This is a genomic window from Neorhizobium alkalisoli, from assembly GCF_002968635.1.
GTDB lineage: Bacteria > Pseudomonadota > Alphaproteobacteria > Rhizobiales > Rhizobiaceae > Neorhizobium > Neorhizobium alkalisoli.
In genome coordinates this window covers 96,590-111,821 of record NZ_PVBN01000012.1, presented here as the reverse complement: position 1 = coordinate 111,821, position 15,232 = coordinate 96,590, and the positions used below count along the sequence as shown (strand labels likewise).

The window sequence follows — 15,232 nt, the reverse complement described above, 5'->3', positions numbered from 1 at the left end:
TCTCAGAATGCCTGTCCGATGCCTGCATAGATACCGTATTGGCTGCCGCCGTCATATCGTTGCAGGGGAACTGCAACGTCCAACCGAAGCGACCCGAAAGGCGTGGCATATCTTACGCCGATCCCTGCACCAGCACGGATATCAGAAAAATCAGGCACGATTCCGGTCGAAACCGTGCCGACGTCGATAAAAGGTACGATGCCTACCTTCTCTGACACTTTTACCCTCACTTCGAAAGATCCAAGTGCATAAGATCGCCCGCCGGTTGCCTCGCCGGCGCCGTTGTAGGGCGAGATTTCCCGATAGGCATAGCCGCGCACCGATCCTCCGCCTCCGGCGAAGAATCTGCGTGTCGCGGGAATAGTTTCAAGACCGTCTCCGCCGACAAGCGTTCCGGCGGCCAGGCGCCCCGCAAGCACGATGCCGTCCTCTTCCCCGAAGCCCAGATAACCGGAGATAGAACCTTCGAAGGAGGAGAAGATGGTTCCGTCCAGAACTTCGTAGCTGGGCTTCGCCGCCAGCGTGGCGTGATAGCCTTCAGTCGGATCGAGCTTGTTGTCGCGAGTGTCGCGTTCAAAGCCGAGCGGGACGCTGAGGGTGACATACTGGTTCTTGCCAAAGGCGTCGTCGGTATTGATCCAGGCCACCTCGCCACCGCCGGTCAGCTTGTCCGTCTTGTTGAGTTCGTAGGCGATGGTGGCCGAATAGATGACAGATTGCGCCTCGTAGACATCGGGCGTCTCGCTCTTGGCTTCCAGGCGGGATTCAAAAGTGGCTTCCGGCACGAAAGCGCCGGGTTTGGTGAAGATGATGCCGGCCGAATAGTTGAAAGTGCTGACGTCGGTCGTTGCGCCGATTCCGGAGACAGACCCCTCGATGCGCAGCGATTCCGCTTCGCCGAACAGGTTGCGATGCCCCCAGTAACCTTCAAGGCCTGCGCCGTCGATCGAGGAATATTCGGCGCCGAAGCCAAAATAGCGGTGCTTGCCCTCGGAGATTTCGATGGTCAGCGGCAGTGAACCGTCCGGCGCCAACGCGTCGGCTTCGCGGATGGTCACGCTCGAAAAGACGCCGAGCTCGCGCAGCCGCTCGGAAGCCTTTTTCAACTGTTCTGGCGAGTAACGTTCACCCTTGTCGAGCCGTGAATAGCGGCTGATGAAGGCGGCATCGACGGTTCTCGATCCCTTGACGGCGACTTCGCCAAAAGGGGCGACAGGTCCGCCGACGGCGCCCATCACCACGTCTATCGTGTTTGTCCTGTGGTCGGCCGTTACCTTGCGCTCGGTGAGTTTGGCGAGCGGGCGCCCTTCGTCTTTCAGGTCCACAAGAAGCCGCTCACCGGCTCTGAGGACAAGGCGCGAGCCGGCTTCTCCGCCCGGAACAAGATCGTATTGTTCTGGATCGCGGCCTGCGGCATCGCCCTCGAAGCGGACCGATCCGAGTTTGAATACAGGGCCGGGAACGATACTCACCGTGACGGGAACCGGTGCGGAGTGATCAAAGGTGGGGTTGGGAGGCAAACGATCGATATCGGTGCCGGCGACGGAAATCTGCACGATGCCGCCGTAGCGGGCCTCTTCGAAGAGCACTGCAATCAGGCGTTTGCGATCCTCGCGCGCCTTGATGACGACGCCCAGATCGCCCGAAACCGGCTGTTTCTCATCCGTGACGAGCGAGGCAGCGCTTTCAAGCCGCCCCTTGAGGTCCTTGTCGGCGTCCCCGGTCTGGAGCGTCACGTCGTAACGAACGGGATCGATGACTTCGACCGTATCCTCGTTGTCGCCAAAGAGCGTTATACCGAAAATCTTGAATGCGTATGCGTTGCTGGCAAGTGGCGGATAGAACAGGAGGGCGGCCGCTAGCACGACGATGCCTGCTGCTTTCACCCTCGGGTCTTTTATCCGCCCAGTGCCGTTGTTCCGCATACGCAAATTTAACTGTCGCTTCCCCGGCCGGAGGCCATCATAGCCTCCAACAAAGAAACCTATCTAACCGCAAAAGTGGAGACGGGGTACCCCTTGTCTGCCTTTCGCGATGATTTCATGAAAGAATAAGCCCCGGAAATTGCTCCGGGGCCACAGCCTTGCCTTCTGCGGGCGCTGGTTCATTAGCGGCGCGGGCAGCTATCGATATAGCGTCGGCCATACCGGTCGCGGTAGTAGCACTGACCCGGTTGTTCGGCGACCGAACCGATGAGCGCGCCTGAAACGCCGCCGATTGCGGCCCCGACAGCAGCGCCACGTACGTTGCCGGTCGCGAGGCCGCCGATTACCGCCCCGGATGCGGCCCCGATGCCGGCTCCTTGTTCGGTGGCAGTGCAGCTTGCGAGCGAGATGCCCACCATCAAAAGCACCATGGCCTTTTTCATGACTTCCTCCTTGTTTCCTATGGTCCGGCTGTCGGCAGGCTTGCGGCATCTGGGCCGATCAATCTCCGGCAGCCGTCGGTGGGAACAATAAACCGGGGCGCGCAGGAGTCCATACCGGTGCTTGTTCGGGTTCCCGATTTTTTCGTTGCTTCGCTGGTGCTTACCCGGTGTCATCTTGCGAAATCCGCGATCAAATAATTGCCGATCCCGTGGAAAGTAGCAGTTGATCCTCTCGCCAAAAGAGCAAATGATGATGTGCGTGTCCGGGAGGGATGCGAGGAGGAAATCGATGACGAAAGTGACGCTGACCGTGAATGGCCGCACGATGAGCGGCGAGTGCGAAGACCGCACGCTGCTCGTGCATTTCATCCGCGAAAAGCTTGGTTTGACCGGAACGCATGTGGGATGCGACACGACCCAGTGCGGTGCTTGCGTCATCCATATGGATGGCCGCTCAGTCAAAAGCTGTTCCATCCTGGCCGTGCAGGCTTCCGGCTCCGCGATCACAACGATCGAAGGTCTCGCCAGTCAAGGCGAATTGCACCCGGTACAGGCGGCGTTCAAGGAACATCATGGGCTGCAGTGCGGTTTTTGCACGCCCGGCATGGTGATGACCGCGGTCGACATGATAAATCGTCACGGCGGCAGCCTGACGGAAGAGAAGGTCCGGACCGAGCTCGACGGCAATATCTGTCGGTGCACCGGCTACCACAACATCGTCAAGGCCATTCTGGCCGCCGATGCCGAAATGGCATCGGGTCGACAAGCCGCGGAATAACTACGGCAGATCGGGGTGGCGATCGCGGCTTCCTGCTTCTTCAGGGGCAGCGCCGTTCGCACTCCTTCACGCGACAAGTTGCTAATTCGCTATTCATTCATTTCTGGAGGAGATGAAAATGGGTGTTGAAGGAATCGGAGCACGTGTTACCCGCAAGGAGGACAAGCGCTTCCTGACCGGCAAGGGCCGCTATACGGACGATATGACTGTTCCGGGAATGAAATATGCGTATTTCGTTCGCAGCCCGCACGCGCATGCCAAGATCGTGAACATCGACCTCAGTGCTGCGAAATCCATGCCCGGGGTCATTGATGTGCTCGACGGCAAGGAGCTCCAGGCCGACGGCATCGGCAATCTCATCTGCGGCTGGATGATCCATTCGAAGGACGGGTCACCGATGAAGATGGGCGCGTGGCGCCCGCTGGCCGTCGATACGGTGCGTTATGTGGGCGATGCCATTGCGATCGTGGTGGCGGACACCTCCGGCGAGGCGAGGGATGCGGCCGAGGCCGTCGTCATCGACTACGAAGTTCTGCCTGCGGTGGCGGACGTTACCGCCGCCATGCGGGCAGGCGCGCCTCAACTTCATCCCGAAGCGCCAGGCAATCTGATCTTCGACTGGCAGATCGGCGATCCCGATGCCGCAGACAGGGCAATCGCTTCGGCTGCGCATGTGACCGAGATCGACATCGTCAACAACCGCCTTTCGCCGAACCCGATGGAGCCCCGCGCGACACTCGGCATCTACGATTCGGCCGAGGACCACTATACCTGCTACACCACCAGTCAGAATCCGCATGTGGCGCGCCTGGTGATGAGTGCCTTTTACAATGTCGCTCCGGAAAACAAGCTGCGCGTCATCGCACCGGATGTCGGCGGCGGCTTCGGCTCCAAGATTTACATCTATCCGGAAGAAATCGTCTGTCTCTGGGCGTCCAAGAAGACAAACGTGCCGGTAAAATGGACCTCCGACCGCACCGAGGCCTTCCTGACCGATGCCCATGGCCGTGACCATATCTCCAAGGTCAGGATGGCTTTCGATGCGGATCACCGGATCACCGCGCTGAAGGTCGATACCATCGCCAATCTCGGCGCCTATATGTCGCTCTTCTCATCGGCCGTTCCGACCTATCTCTATGCGACGCTGCTGTCGGGTCAGTACGCGATCCCGACGATCCACGCCAATGTGCGCACCGTCTACACCAATACCGTGCCGGTGGACGCTTATCGTGGTGCGGGCCGTCCCGAAGCCACGTATCTGCTCGAGCGCACCATCGAAACGGCGGCGCGCGAACTCGGTCTGTCGCCGGCCGAGCTCCGGCGGAAGAACTTCATCCGCTCCTTCCCCTACCAGACGCCCGTCATCATGAACTACGACGCGGGCAATTATGAAGCCTCGCTCGATGCGGCCATGCAGGCGGCCGACTGGAATGGGTTCGCCGCGCGGCGGTCCGGCTCCGAAGCGCGCGGCAAGAAACGCGGCATCGGCATGAGCTGCTATATCGAGGCTTGCGGCATCGCCCCGTCGGCTGCGGTCGGTTCGCTCGGGGCCGGCGTGGGTCTCTGGGAATCGGCGGAAGTGCGGGTTAACGCCGTCGGCACCATCGAGGTGCTGACAGGGTCGCACAGCCACGGCCAGGGCCATGAGACGACCTTCGCGCAGCTTGTGGCCGGTCGTCTCGGCGTGCCGATCGAGAGCATCAACATTGTCCATGGAGACACGGACAAGGTGCAGATGGGCATGGGCACCTATGGCTCGCGCTCCGGCGCGGTCGGCATGTCGGCGATCGTCAAGGCGCTCGACAAGGTCGAGGCGAAGGCGAAGAAGATCGCCGCGCATCTGATGGAGGCGTCCGAGGAGGATATCGTCATCGAGAACGGCGAACTGAAGGTCGCAGGCACCGACAAGGCGGTGCCGTGGTTCCAGGTGGCGCTCGCCTCCTATACCGCACACAATCTGCCATCCGGCATGGAGCCGGGATTGAAGGAGACGGCCTTCTACGATCCGTCCAACTTCACCTTCCCGGCCGGCTGCTACATTGCGGAGGTGGAAGTGGATCCGGAAACCGGCGAAACGGATATCATCCAGTTCGTGGCGGCGGACGACTTCGGCAACATCATCAATCCGCTGATCGTCGAGGGACAGGTGCATGGCGGGCTGGCGCAGGGGATCGGCCAGGCGCTGCTCGAGGCCGTCCATTACGACGAGAACGGCCAGCTCCTGACGGCGAGTTTCATGGACTACGCCATGCCGCGGGCCGACGACCTGCCGTCGTTCAAACTGTCGCACCAGAACACGCCATGCCCCAGCAATCCGCTCGGCATCAAGGGCTGCGGCGAGGCCGGTGCAATCGGCTCCCCGCCGGCCCTGATCAACGCGATCACGGATGCGATCGGTACCAACAGGCTTACGATGCCCGCCACCTCGATGAAGGTCTGGCAGGCTATCCACGCGGCTCACTGAGGAGGAAGAGAGATATGTATGCAACCAGCTATCATCGCGCCTCTTCCGTGGAAGAAGCCGTCCAGCTTCGATCCGCTCATGAGGAAGGCAAATACCTTTCCGGCGGCATGACGCTGATCTCGACCATGAAGCAGCGCCTCGCCGCGCCGAGCGATCTGGTCGACCTTCGGCACATACCGGCGCTCCGCGGGATTTCAATCGAAGGCCGCCGGGTGAAGATCGGGGCCGCGACGCCGCACGCGGATGTCGCCGCTTCACGGGAACTTCGGGCGCTATGCCCTGCGATTTGCGATCTCGCCAGCCATATCGGCGATCCGCATGTTCGCCAGATGGGGACGATCGGCGGCTCGATTGCCAACAACGATCCGGCTGCTGACTATCCGGCCGGTCTGCTTGGGCTCGGCGCCACCATCGTCACCGACCGCCGCTCGATCTCCGCCGACGACTTCTTCGTCGGCCTCTTCGAGACGGCGTTGGAGGAAGAAGAGATGGTGACCGCCGTGACATTCGAAGCTCCGGAAAAGGCGGGTTATGCCAAGTTCAACAACCCGGCCTCGCGGTTTGCGATGACCGGCGTGTTCGTCGCGAAGACGGTTTCAGGCGTGCGCGTGGCGGTCACCGGCGCAGGTTCGGACGGGGTATTTCGCCATCCGGGTTTCGAACAGGCGCTGACTTCCAGCTGGTCGGCCGACGCATTGGCGAACGTTTCCGTCGATCCGTCCAGTCTCCTGTCGGATCTGCATGCGAATGCGGAATACCGGGCAAACCTCGTGAAAGTCATGGCAAAGCGGGCCGTCGCTGCAGCCGGCTGAGGCGAATCGAGGCGAGAAAATGGACGAGGAGAAGAGGCAATTCCGCTCTTCTCCTCGTTACTTGACGTGGATCAATTATCACATTTTCGATATGGCTTAGGTTTTCATTGGAATAATTCAAAAAAGCGAGCCTTTTTGCCGCAGGTGGGTTTTATTCGCGTTTCGCGGGGTTGACGAAAAGCGCGGCTGAAATCAAAACCAAGGCAGGTTCTGGAGTGAGACATGGATTTCGAGGCATTTTTCAAGAGCGAGCTGGACGGCCTTCATACGGAAGGACGATACCGCGTGTTCGCCGATCTCGAACGGCATCGCGGTAATTTCCCGCGCGCGACGCGTCACACTCCCGCCGGACCACGCGAAGTTACGGTCTGGTGTTCCAACGACTATCTCGGCATGGGCCAGCATCCAGCCGTGATCGAAGCGATGAAAGAGGCGATCGATCACTGTGGCGCGGGTGCGGGAGGCACCCGGAATATCTCTGGCACGACCCACTACCATGTTCTTCTCGAACAGGAGCTTGCCGACCTGCATGGCAAGGAAGCCGGCCTGATCTTCAATTCCGGCTATATGTCGAACTGGGCAACGCTCGGCACGCTGGGCCAGAAGATCCCGGGTCTTATCATTTTTTCCGATGCGCTGAACCATGCTTCGATGATCGAGGGCATCCGTCACGCCAAGTGCGAACGGGTCATCTGGAAGCACAATGACCTCAACGATCTCGAAGCCAAGCTGGCGGCCGCCGATCCCAATGCGCCGAAGCTGATCGCTTTCGAATCCGTCTACTCGATGGACGGCGATATCTCCCCCATCAAGGAGATCTGCGATCTCGCCGACAAATACGGCGCGATGACCTATCTCGACGAGGTGCATGCGGTCGGCATGTATGGCCCACGTGGCGGTGGCATTGCCGAACGCGAAGGTTTGATGGATCGCCTGACGGTCATCGAAGGCACGCTCGGCAAGGCGTTCGGCGTGATGGGCGGTTATATCGCCGCATCGGCTGCGCTCTGCGACTTCATCCGGTCCTTTGCCTCCGGCTTCATCTTCACGACGGCGCTTCCGCCGACGCTGGCAGCCGGTGCGCTGGCCTCCATCCGGCATCTCAAGGCAAGCCCGTTCGAACGGGTCCGCCATCAGGACCGGGTCCGCAAGCTGCGCACGCTGCTCGACCAGCGCGGTATCCCGCACATGCACAACCCGAGCCATATCGTACCGGTCATGGTCGGCGATGCTGCGAAGTGCAAATGGATCTCGGATATCCTGCTCGACACCTGCGACATCTACGTCCAGCCGATCAATTATCCGACGGTGCCGCGCAAGACCGAACGCCTGCGCATCACGCCCACTCCGCTGCATTCGGACGCCGATATCGATCATCTGGTGGGCTCGCTGCACCAACTCTGGTCGCGCTGTGCGCTGGCCCGCCACGTCGCCTGACCCGATTTGAAAGCCTGGATGAACAAATGGCCGCTTATGCGGCCATTTCCATTCGGGCGATGATTTCGCCGGCCCCGCGCCTCGCCGCGTCGTCGGCTGCAAAGACCTCGTCCATGGAGCTTGCCGCGCCATGGTTCTCCATCGCATCCATCACCTGTTCGGCAACGTCGGCCATGCTCAGGAAACCGATACGTCCCGCGCAGAAGGCGTGGAAGGCGATTTCCTCCGCCGCGTTCATCACCGCTCCCTGGACGCCGCCACGCTCCAATGCCGTCCGCGCAAGCCTCAAGGCCGGGAACCTCACCTCATCGGGAGCCTCGAAGTCCAGCCGCGCCAGCTTGGCGAAGTCCAGACGCTCGACATCCAGCCTCGGCCGGTTGGGATAGGTCAGGGCGTAACCAATCGCGGTGCGCATGTCGGGGCAGCCGAGTTGTGCGAGTACCGAGCCGTCCGTGTAGCCCACCATCGAGTGGATTACCGACTGCGGATGGATGATCACTTCGATCTGGTCGGGGCGAAGGTTGAACAGATGTTTCGCCTCGATCATCTCGAGCGCCTTGTTGAACATCGAGGCGCTGCCGATCGAGATTTTCAGGCCCATCGACCAATTGGGATGTGCGCGGGCAACTTCGGCCGTCACGCCCGCCATCTGTTCACGCGTCCAGGTGCGGAACGGGCCGCCGGACGCCGTCAACACGATGCGCTCGACGGCATGGTGCTGGTCATCCTCCAGCGATTGGAAGATCGCGCTATGCTCGCTGTCGACCGGGATCAGCCGGCCGCCGCCCTCGGCTACAGCCTTGACGAAGAGCTCGCCGGCCGAGACGAGACATTCCTTGTTGGCGAGAGCGATATCGGCGCCGCGTTTTGCCGCCTCAAGCGTCGGGGCAAGACCGGCGGTGCCGACGATTGCGGCCATGACCCAGTCCGAATCGCGTGCGCCGGCATCGATCAAAGCCTCCCGGCCCGCGGCAGTCTCGATACCGCTGCCGGCCAGCGCATCCTTCAGCGCAGCATAGTGTGTTTCGTCGGCCGTCACGGCAAGCTTTGCGCCGCAGCTTTTTGCCTGCTCGGCCAGAAGCTGGATATTGGCGTTGCCGGTAATGGCCACGACCTCAAAAGCGTCGCGCCCGCCGAGCTGGTTTACCACATCGAGCGTGTTGACGCCGATCGAGCCGGTAGAGCCGAGGATGCTGATGCGACGTTTGCCGGTTTCGGCCATGATCTTTCCTGTTTCACGAAGCTGCCGCTGGTCTACAAGCGAAAGTCGCGGCTCACAAGAGCGGGCTTGATTTCAAGTCCGGCTGCGACCAAGTGCAGCTTGATCCTTTCCACGTCCACGGGCGAAACAAGGCGATGAACCAGATGCGAGACATTCAGACGGCATGCGTCATTGCGGGTGCAGGGCCTGCGGGACTGATGCTGGGTTTCCTTCTGGCGCGCGCCGGCGTGGACGTCACGGTCGTTGAAAAGCACGCAGATTTTCTCCGCGACTTCCGGGGCGACACCATCCACCCCTCGACGCTGGAGATCATGCACGAGCTCGGTATAATCGAGGAATTCCTGAAACTCCCGCATAGGCGGGCGCCGAGGCTTTCCGCCGAAATGGGCGGACTCACGGTCACCATTGCCGATTTTTCCCGACTGCCGGTCAGGAACCGCTTCATCGCCTTCATGCCGCAATGGGATTTCCTGAATTTCGTGGCTGCCCAGGCGCAGCACTTCCCGAACTTCCGACTGATCATGCAGGCGAAGGTGACGGATCTTCTGGAAGAGCGAGGCAAAGTCGTCGGCCTGGAAGTCGAGACGCCGGAAGGCAAGTTCGACATTCATTCGAAGCTGGTCGTCGGCGCGGACGGCCGCAATTCAGTGGTGCGGGAAAAGGCCGGGCTTGCCGTCGAGAATTTCGGCGTGCCGAGCGAAGTGATCTGGATGAAACTTTCCAAGCAGCCGGGCGATCCGAACGAGGTAATGGGGCATGCCGGCCCGCGCCAGGGTTTTGTGCTGATCGACCGCGGCGATTATTGGCAGTGCGGATATGTCATCCGCCGCGGCACTTTTGCAGAAATCCGCGAGAGAGGGCTCGAGACCTTCCGCCAGATGGTGGTCGACGTGTCGCCGCTGCCGGCCGATCGAATGCGGGAAATCGGCAGTTTCGACGACACGAGCCTGCTTACGGTGCGGATCGATCGACTGAAACAGTGGTGGCGTCCCGGCCTTCTCTGCATCGGCGATGCAGCTCATGCCATGTCGCCGATCGGCGGTGTCGGCGTCAACCTGGCCATCCAGGACGCGGTCGCTGCCGCCAATATCCTGTCCGAGCCGCTTCGCAACGGCCGCCTTTCCGATGGAGATCTGGCGGCGGTCGAGAAGCGCCGCAGCTTCCCCACCAAGGCGACGCAAAAACTGCAGCTGATGATGCGCAGCAGCCGGCGCAGCGATCAGGCGGTCGAGCAGAAACGCCAAGGCCCGCCCGCCTTCATCCGCGGCATTGCGCGCTGGCCGGTACTCGCTCATCTTGCCGGCCGGCTGATCGGGCTCGGCTTTCGGATGGAACACGTCCGGCCGCGCTGATAGAGCCTACTTCTTGACGCCCATGACCTCGGCGCAGCGTGAGAAGCTGAAGCCTTCGCCATCCGTATCGTTCGTCGCGCGCAGCATGCGGATCGACTTGTCCGGACCCGTCGTGATCTGCAATTCGCAGAAGAGGTCTTCCGTGCGGGCCGGCGATATCATCTGTGGCGCGACCGGTTGAGCCGAAATGCCGAAGGACGAGCTCTTGGTGGTCGTGACGGTGCTTCCGTCAGCCCTCCTGTGCGTCTCGGTCGTCGTGCGCGTAACCCGGTTGGCATCCTGGTTGACCGGTTGTGGCGTCTGGTATTGGGCCGGGACATAGCGGGTCGTCTCACCGCCGACCCAGGTATAGATCGTTCCGCCGTCGTTCAGCGGAAAGGAAGAGACGGGTGGGCCGTAGTAGGTGAAGAAGGAGTCAACCGGCTGACCTATCCACCTGGATTGGATCGCCTTGTTGGCCTCTTCGGTCGTCGTGCAACCGGCTACGATGACGGCCAGCACCCCCAGTGCGGCCACGCGGGAAAAACGCAGTTTCATTTTGATTGAAAGCCCCTCGAGTAATTCGCCGCTACCCCACATGCGGCAGCAGGATTTTTATGATCGGTTAACCTTCCATGCAATCCGAGGCTGGCGGGCTGCGGAGGATGTCCACAGGCACGAAAGCAACCTTTCAACCTGTGTCCCGTTGAGACGAAAGCGAGGTTTGAGGTCCATCATGTTGATGCTCGGAAGAATGTTTACGATGGCGATGGCGCTCCTCGGCGGCATCTTCCTTTCGCAGGCGCCGGAATTCGCGCAGCAATATAGGCAACGGATCGGAGGAGCGCTGGACGAACTCAAGATCCTGATTTCCGAGTTCGACGCCCAGGCCAATCACAGCGGCCTGGATCGCCAAACGGCGCTCAACATCTATTCCGCTTCGCCGGAGACATTCCTGCGGCGTCAGGGTGAAGCTATGCGCCGTACTTTCGCGCGTTATGAGATGCTGGAAGAGCAGCGGCAGGAACTTCTGCTCGCGGCGCCGCTCAGAAGGCCTCTGGTGGTTATACGACACCCGGATTCCACCACCTTCGCCAATGCCTGGCGCGATTTTGTGCCGGCGGTGCCAGTGGACTTCGCAGGCTTGATCTGGGCTGGCGGGGGATTGTTCTGCGGCTGGCTGATTGCAGCTCTGTTCGGTGCGATGTGTCGCGGCACGGTGCGGTTGGTGCGACCGAAGCGGATTTCGCAAGGGCCGGCTGCGGTGGTTTGACTTAATCGCGCGAAAGGTCGCGGAATCACCGCCGTGTCGCGGGAAGGGACCACACTTGCGGCGCCATGACCATTTGGCTGCTCGAAAGGCTGGCAAGCTGCGGTCGCTGAAGCGGCACGGGAGCCTGCAGCGGCAGCGGGAGATCGTCCGCTTCTGCCACAACGCTCGCCTGCTGGACGTCGTTGACGGCCATAAGCGCCGGCGATGTGGAAAGATGAGGCGCAAAGCTCAGGATATATTCATCCGCCGGCTTGGGTGCGGGGGTCTGCAGCTCGCCGTCATCGCCGCGTTTCTCGTAGAAGGCGTTGCCACCGGCGACGGTGACGTAGTGCATATTGTCGTAGGGAAATCTCAGACCCGCGCGATGAAAGAACATGGCCTCTTTCACCTGAGGATTGCGCTCGCCCCGAAGGATGGCGTCAGCGGCTTCATCCAGCTCGACCGCCGCCTGTTCTTTCAGTGGTCGCGTCATCACACCCGGCGCGAACTGCCGTTCCTGGCCGACGACGCCGCAGATCGTGCCGGGGTAGGCTCCGGACGTCATCCGGTTCATCACCACCGTGCCGACGGCCATCAAACCGTCCCGGCTCGACCGCTTCGATTCGAAATACATGGCGCGTTTCAGGCACTCGCGGTCCGACGCCGTGTAGTTGTACAGCTGTTTCTTCGGGATGTTGCCAATGGGAGCGGACGTCTTGACCCCCTCGCTCTTGATGGCCGAGGTGGTCTGGGACGAGGTGCAACCCGCCAGAAGAAGGATCCCGGTAAGGAAAACCGCCCTTCGAAAAAGGGAGTATTCAATAGCCGCCATGAGCGTCCCCGCCATAGAATGTTCACAAATCATTTCGGCGTGAAAGATTTGCCCCAAACGCCGCGTCCGATCAAGACAAATCTATAGGCCCCGAAAAGGGTAATAAATCCTTGCGCTTATGGAAGGTGTGATGAGCGGAGAGGTGCGGAACGCGGAATCGCATGGGCGATTGTGATGAAATGGTGATCCCAGATGGATTCGAACCATCGGCCTCAGGATTAGGAATCCTGCGCTCTATCCTGCTGAGCTATGGGACCACGTGAGGAAATCCATACAAAAGGTGAGGCGCTAAGCCAAGCCTTTTGTCTTGCTCATTCCGTCAGCCTCTGCTCGACCAGCCGAACCCAATAGGAAATGCCATAAGAGATCGCTTCGTCGTCGAAGTCGTAACGTGGGTTGTGGAGTGCTGCCGTATCTCCGTTGCCGATGAAGATGAAGGCGCCCGGCCGGCTTTTCAGCATGAAGGCAAAATCTTCGCCCGCCATGCTCGGGTCGACATTCGCGTCCACGTTGGACGCTCCCACCACCTCGGTCGCCACCCGGATCGCATGTTCGGTTTCCTGGTCGTGGTTGACGGTCACGGGACACCTGCGCTCATATTCGATCACCGCTTCCGCGCCATGAGCGCTGACGATGCCATCGACGATCTGTCGGATTCGCGTCTCGGCCAGATCACGCATCTCTTCGCTGAGCGTCCGTACCGTGCCCCACAGCGTCGCCTGGTCCGGAATGATGTTGTGGGTCGTGCCGGCGTCGAAGCGGGTCACCGAAATGACGACCGAACGGACCGGGTCGGCATTGCGCGCCGCAATTGCCTGCAGGCTGCCGACGAGCTGCGAACCGATGAAGATCGGGTCGACGGTCCGGTGAGGCTGGGCCGCGTGGCCGCCTCGGCCGCTGATCGTGATGGTAAAGCGGTCCGGAGCGGCCATGATGCCGCCCTTGCGGATAGCGAACTGGCCGAGCGGAATGCCCGGCATGTTGTGCATTCCGTAGACTTCTTCGATGCCGAAGCGTTCCATCATGCCATCCTCGATCATCGCCAGCGCGCCGGCGCCGCCTTCCTCGGCGGGCTGGAAGATCAAGGCGACGGTGCCGTTGAAATTGCGGGTCTCGGCGAGGTATTTCGCCGCACCGAGCAGCATGGAGATGTGGCCGTCGTGGCCGCAGGCATGCATCTTGCCGGCAGCCTTCGAAGCCCATGGCCTGTCGGTCAGCTCGGTAAGAGGCAGGGCATCCATGTCGGCGCGCAGTCCGATCGTACGGCCCTCGGTGCCCTTGCCGCGGATGATGCCGACGACGCCGGTACGTCCGATCCCCGTCGCAATCTCGTCGACGCCGAATGCCTTCAGTTTCGCGGCAACGAAGGACGCCGTATTTTCGACTTCGTAAAGGATTTCAGGATTTTCGTGAAGATATCGTCGCCACTCGCTGACTTCGCCCTGAAGTTCGGCGGCCCGGTTCAAAATTGGCATAATGTATCCTGTTCTCGTTACTCACGCGGATATGAATCGTCCTCCCCCGAAGATAGTGCCCATCCTGATTGACGCAATCCATGTTCTTTGCCATTGCTTGGCCACATAGGCCGCATATGCGCCACACTCGTTAAGCTGTTTCGAACGAGGGATGATCTTGCCGATTTCTCGCATCCGCTCCGGGTTTTCCACCCGGACGATCTCAACTGTGGTGGCCTTCGGCCTTCTTGCCTCTGCCGGCAGTGCGGCGGCCAATCCGAAGATGGTGGTCGATGTCCGCACCGGCCGCGTGATCGCCCATGAGGACGCGTTCCGGAAATGGTATCCGGCATCGCTGACCAAGCTGATGACGGCCTATGTCACCTTCAAGGCGCTGAAGAGCGGAAAGCTCGCGCTGGATACGCCTGTTGTCATGAGCAAGAAGGCTGCGGACCAGCCGGCGAGCAAGATGTACTTCAAGCCCGGCTCCAAGCTCACGATGGATAGCGCGCTCAAGATCCTGCTCGTGAAATCGGCCAATGACATCGCCGTCTCGGTTGCGGAAACGGTCGGCGGTTCGGTCGATCAGTTCGTCGCTCTGATGAACAGCGAAGCGACGCGTCTCGGCATGAACTCGACCCGCTTCATCAATCCCCACGGCTTGCCCGGCAAAGGGCAATATACCACCGCGCGCGACCTTGCCGTGCTGGCGCTTCAGCTGAAGCGCGAGTTCCCGGAGTATCAGGGCTATTTCTCCCTGGAAGGGATCAGCACCGGCAAGAAGGACTATCCGAACTACAATACCCTGATCGGGCGGTTCGACGGTGCCGACGGCATGAAGACCGGCTTCATCTGCGCCTCGGGTTTCAACCAGGTCTCGTCTGCGACCCGCGACGGCCGCACGGTGGTCTCCGTGGTCCTCGGATCCGACAGCCTCGCGGGGCGTGCGGATGATTCTGCCAACCTCCTGCAGCAAGGGCTCATGGCCTCGTCCGCCGACGGCGTGCCGCTCTCGTCGCTTGCCCCCTATGGCAACACGGCGGCGGTCAACGATGTCAGCGCCGAGATCTGCAACCCGAAGGCCGCCAAGGTGCGCAGCGAGAACCGCGACGACGCCGGCCGGACGGTAATGCATTCGCCTTATATCCACGAGATGACTCGGCCGCCGGTCTACAGCTTCGCAGGGCTTATTCCCGGGAGCGAGCCAGTCGCCGCGACCGCAGGCACGAACGAGATCGCGAACGTGCCGATCCCGCAGCCGCGCCCGACTTTCTGAGCATTG

Annotated in this window: 13 protein-coding genes and 1 tRNA gene; 7 read left to right on the top strand and 7 right to left on the bottom strand. The window is 61.0% G+C overall.

The features are described from left to right. Positions 1-2: 2 nt before the first annotated feature. Complete coding sequence (locus C5L13_RS22950) at positions 3-1,925, bottom strand: autotransporter assembly complex protein TamA (protein WP_105385589.1); 1,923 nt, start codon at positions 1,923-1,925, stop codon at positions 3-5. Between the two features lie 182 nt (positions 1,926-2,107). Beyond that, positions 2,108-2,368 carry a glycine zipper domain-containing protein gene (locus tag C5L13_RS22945; RefSeq protein ID WP_105385588.1) on the bottom strand — a complete coding sequence of 87 codons (261 nt, stop codon included), beginning with the start codon at positions 2,366-2,368 and terminating at the stop codon, positions 2,108-2,110. Between the two features lie 289 nt (positions 2,369-2,657). Between C5L13_RS22945 and C5L13_RS22940 the strand changes: the two genes are divergently transcribed. The 4 genes from C5L13_RS22940 to hemA all read left to right on the top strand — a co-directional run bounded on the left by C5L13_RS22940 (position 2,658) and on the right by hemA (position 7,859). Beyond that, the gene (locus tag C5L13_RS22940) at positions 2,658-3,146 is read left to right on the top strand and encodes a (2Fe-2S)-binding protein (RefSeq protein WP_105385587.1); all 489 of its coding nucleotides are present in this window, start codon (positions 2,658-2,660) and stop codon (positions 3,144-3,146) included. A gap of 118 nt (positions 3,147-3,264) precedes the next feature. Beyond that, positions 3,265-5,610 (top strand): xanthine dehydrogenase family protein molybdopterin-binding subunit, encoded by a 2,346-nt coding sequence (locus tag C5L13_RS22935; RefSeq protein ID WP_105385586.1) that lies wholly within the window; start codon positions 3,265-3,267, stop codon positions 5,608-5,610. Between the two features lie 14 nt (positions 5,611-5,624). Beyond that, entirely contained in the window at positions 5,625-6,422 is a 798-nt protein-coding gene (locus C5L13_RS22930) for an FAD binding domain-containing protein (RefSeq protein WP_105385585.1), read from the top strand. 222 nt (positions 6,423-6,644) lie between these two features. Further along, positions 6,645-7,859: a 5-aminolevulinate synthase gene (gene hemA, locus C5L13_RS22925; protein WP_105385584.1), complete on the top strand. Its 1,215-nt coding sequence runs from the start codon at positions 6,645-6,647 to the stop codon at positions 7,857-7,859. 34 nt (positions 7,860-7,893) lie between these two features. Here hemA and dxr read toward each other — a convergent pair whose 3' ends face one another. Then, on the bottom strand, positions 7,894-9,081 hold the full coding sequence (gene dxr / locus C5L13_RS22920; RefSeq protein WP_105385583.1) for a 1-deoxy-D-xylulose-5-phosphate reductoisomerase: 1,188 nt from the start codon (positions 9,079-9,081) through the stop codon (positions 7,894-7,896). Positions 9,082-9,215: 134 nt separating this feature from the next. On the opposite strand from dxr, the gene C5L13_RS22915 reads away from it, so the two are divergent. Next, the gene (locus C5L13_RS22915; RefSeq protein WP_105385582.1) at positions 9,216-10,433 is read left to right on the top strand and encodes an FAD-dependent oxidoreductase; all 1,218 of its coding nucleotides are present in this window, start codon (positions 9,216-9,218) and stop codon (positions 10,431-10,433) included. Positions 10,434-10,439: 6 nt separating this feature from the next. Here C5L13_RS22915 and C5L13_RS22910 read toward each other — a convergent pair whose 3' ends face one another. Then, entirely contained in the window at positions 10,440-10,970 is a 531-nt protein-coding gene (locus C5L13_RS22910; protein ID WP_158693511.1) for a hypothetical protein, read from the bottom strand. A 178-nt stretch (positions 10,971-11,148) separates the two neighbouring features. Here C5L13_RS22910 and C5L13_RS22905 point away from each other — a divergent pair, with 178 nt between their 5' ends. Then, positions 11,149-11,685 carry a DUF2937 family protein gene (locus C5L13_RS22905; RefSeq protein WP_105385580.1) on the top strand — a complete coding sequence of 179 codons (537 nt, stop codon included), beginning with the start codon at positions 11,149-11,151 and terminating at the stop codon, positions 11,683-11,685. Positions 11,686-11,710: 25 nt separating this feature from the next. Here C5L13_RS22905 and C5L13_RS22900 read toward each other — a convergent pair whose 3' ends face one another. The 3 genes from C5L13_RS22900 to C5L13_RS22890 form a co-directional block, all read right to left on the bottom strand. Further along, positions 11,711-12,496, bottom strand: coding sequence for a cell wall hydrolase (locus C5L13_RS22900; RefSeq protein ID WP_105385673.1), 786 nt, complete (start codon positions 12,494-12,496; stop codon positions 11,711-11,713). 180 nt (positions 12,497-12,676) lie between these two features. Continuing rightward, a tRNA-Arg gene (locus tag C5L13_RS22895) sits at positions 12,677-12,753 on the bottom strand. 54 nt (positions 12,754-12,807) lie between these two features. Continuing rightward, positions 12,808-13,971, bottom strand: coding sequence for a M20 aminoacylase family protein (locus tag C5L13_RS22890; RefSeq protein WP_105385579.1), 1,164 nt, complete (start codon positions 13,969-13,971; stop codon positions 12,808-12,810). Between the two features lie 151 nt (positions 13,972-14,122). Here C5L13_RS22890 and C5L13_RS22885 point away from each other — a divergent pair, with 151 nt between their 5' ends. Beyond that, a complete protein-coding gene (locus tag C5L13_RS22885) occupies positions 14,123-15,226 on the top strand; it encodes a D-alanyl-D-alanine carboxypeptidase family protein (protein ID WP_105385578.1) in 1,104 nt (367 codons plus the stop codon). Positions 15,227-15,232: the final 6 nt, after the last annotated feature.

Excerpts from the sequence above, each read along its gene's own strand:
- C5L13_RS22950 (WP_105385589.1), bottom strand. The coding sequence starts at position 1,925 with ATGCGGAACAACGGCACTGGGCGGATAAAAGACCCGAGGGTGAAAGCA.
- C5L13_RS22945 (WP_105385588.1), bottom strand. The coding sequence starts at position 2,368 with ATGAAAAAGGCCATGGTGCTTTTGATGGTGGGCATCTCGCTCGCAAGC.
- C5L13_RS22940 (WP_105385587.1), top strand. The coding sequence starts at position 2,658 with ATGACGAAAGTGACGCTGACCGTGAATGGCCGCACGATGAGCGGCGAG.
- C5L13_RS22935 (WP_105385586.1), top strand. The coding sequence starts at position 3,265 with ATGGGTGTTGAAGGAATCGGAGCACGTGTTACCCGCAAGGAGGACAAG.
- C5L13_RS22930 (WP_105385585.1), top strand. The coding sequence starts at position 5,625 with ATGTATGCAACCAGCTATCATCGCGCCTCTTCCGTGGAAGAAGCCGTC.
- hemA (WP_105385584.1), top strand. The coding sequence starts at position 6,645 with ATGGATTTCGAGGCATTTTTCAAGAGCGAGCTGGACGGCCTTCATACG.
- dxr (WP_105385583.1), bottom strand. The coding sequence starts at position 9,081 with ATGGCCGAAACCGGCAAACGTCGCATCAGCATCCTCGGCTCTACCGGC.
- C5L13_RS22915 (WP_105385582.1), top strand. The coding sequence starts at position 9,216 with ATGAACCAGATGCGAGACATTCAGACGGCATGCGTCATTGCGGGTGCA.
- C5L13_RS22910 (WP_158693511.1), bottom strand. The coding sequence starts at position 10,970 with ATGAAACTGCGTTTTTCCCGCGTGGCCGCACTGGGGGTGCTGGCCGTC.
- C5L13_RS22905 (WP_105385580.1), top strand. The coding sequence starts at position 11,149 with ATGTTGATGCTCGGAAGAATGTTTACGATGGCGATGGCGCTCCTCGGC.
- C5L13_RS22900 (WP_105385673.1), bottom strand. The coding sequence starts at position 12,496 with ATGGCGGCTATTGAATACTCCCTTTTTCGAAGGGCGGTTTTCCTTACC.
- C5L13_RS22890 (WP_105385579.1), bottom strand. The coding sequence starts at position 13,971 with ATGCCAATTTTGAACCGGGCCGCCGAACTTCAGGGCGAAGTCAGCGAG.
- C5L13_RS22885 (WP_105385578.1), top strand. The coding sequence starts at position 14,123 with ATGATCTTGCCGATTTCTCGCATCCGCTCCGGGTTTTCCACCCGGACG.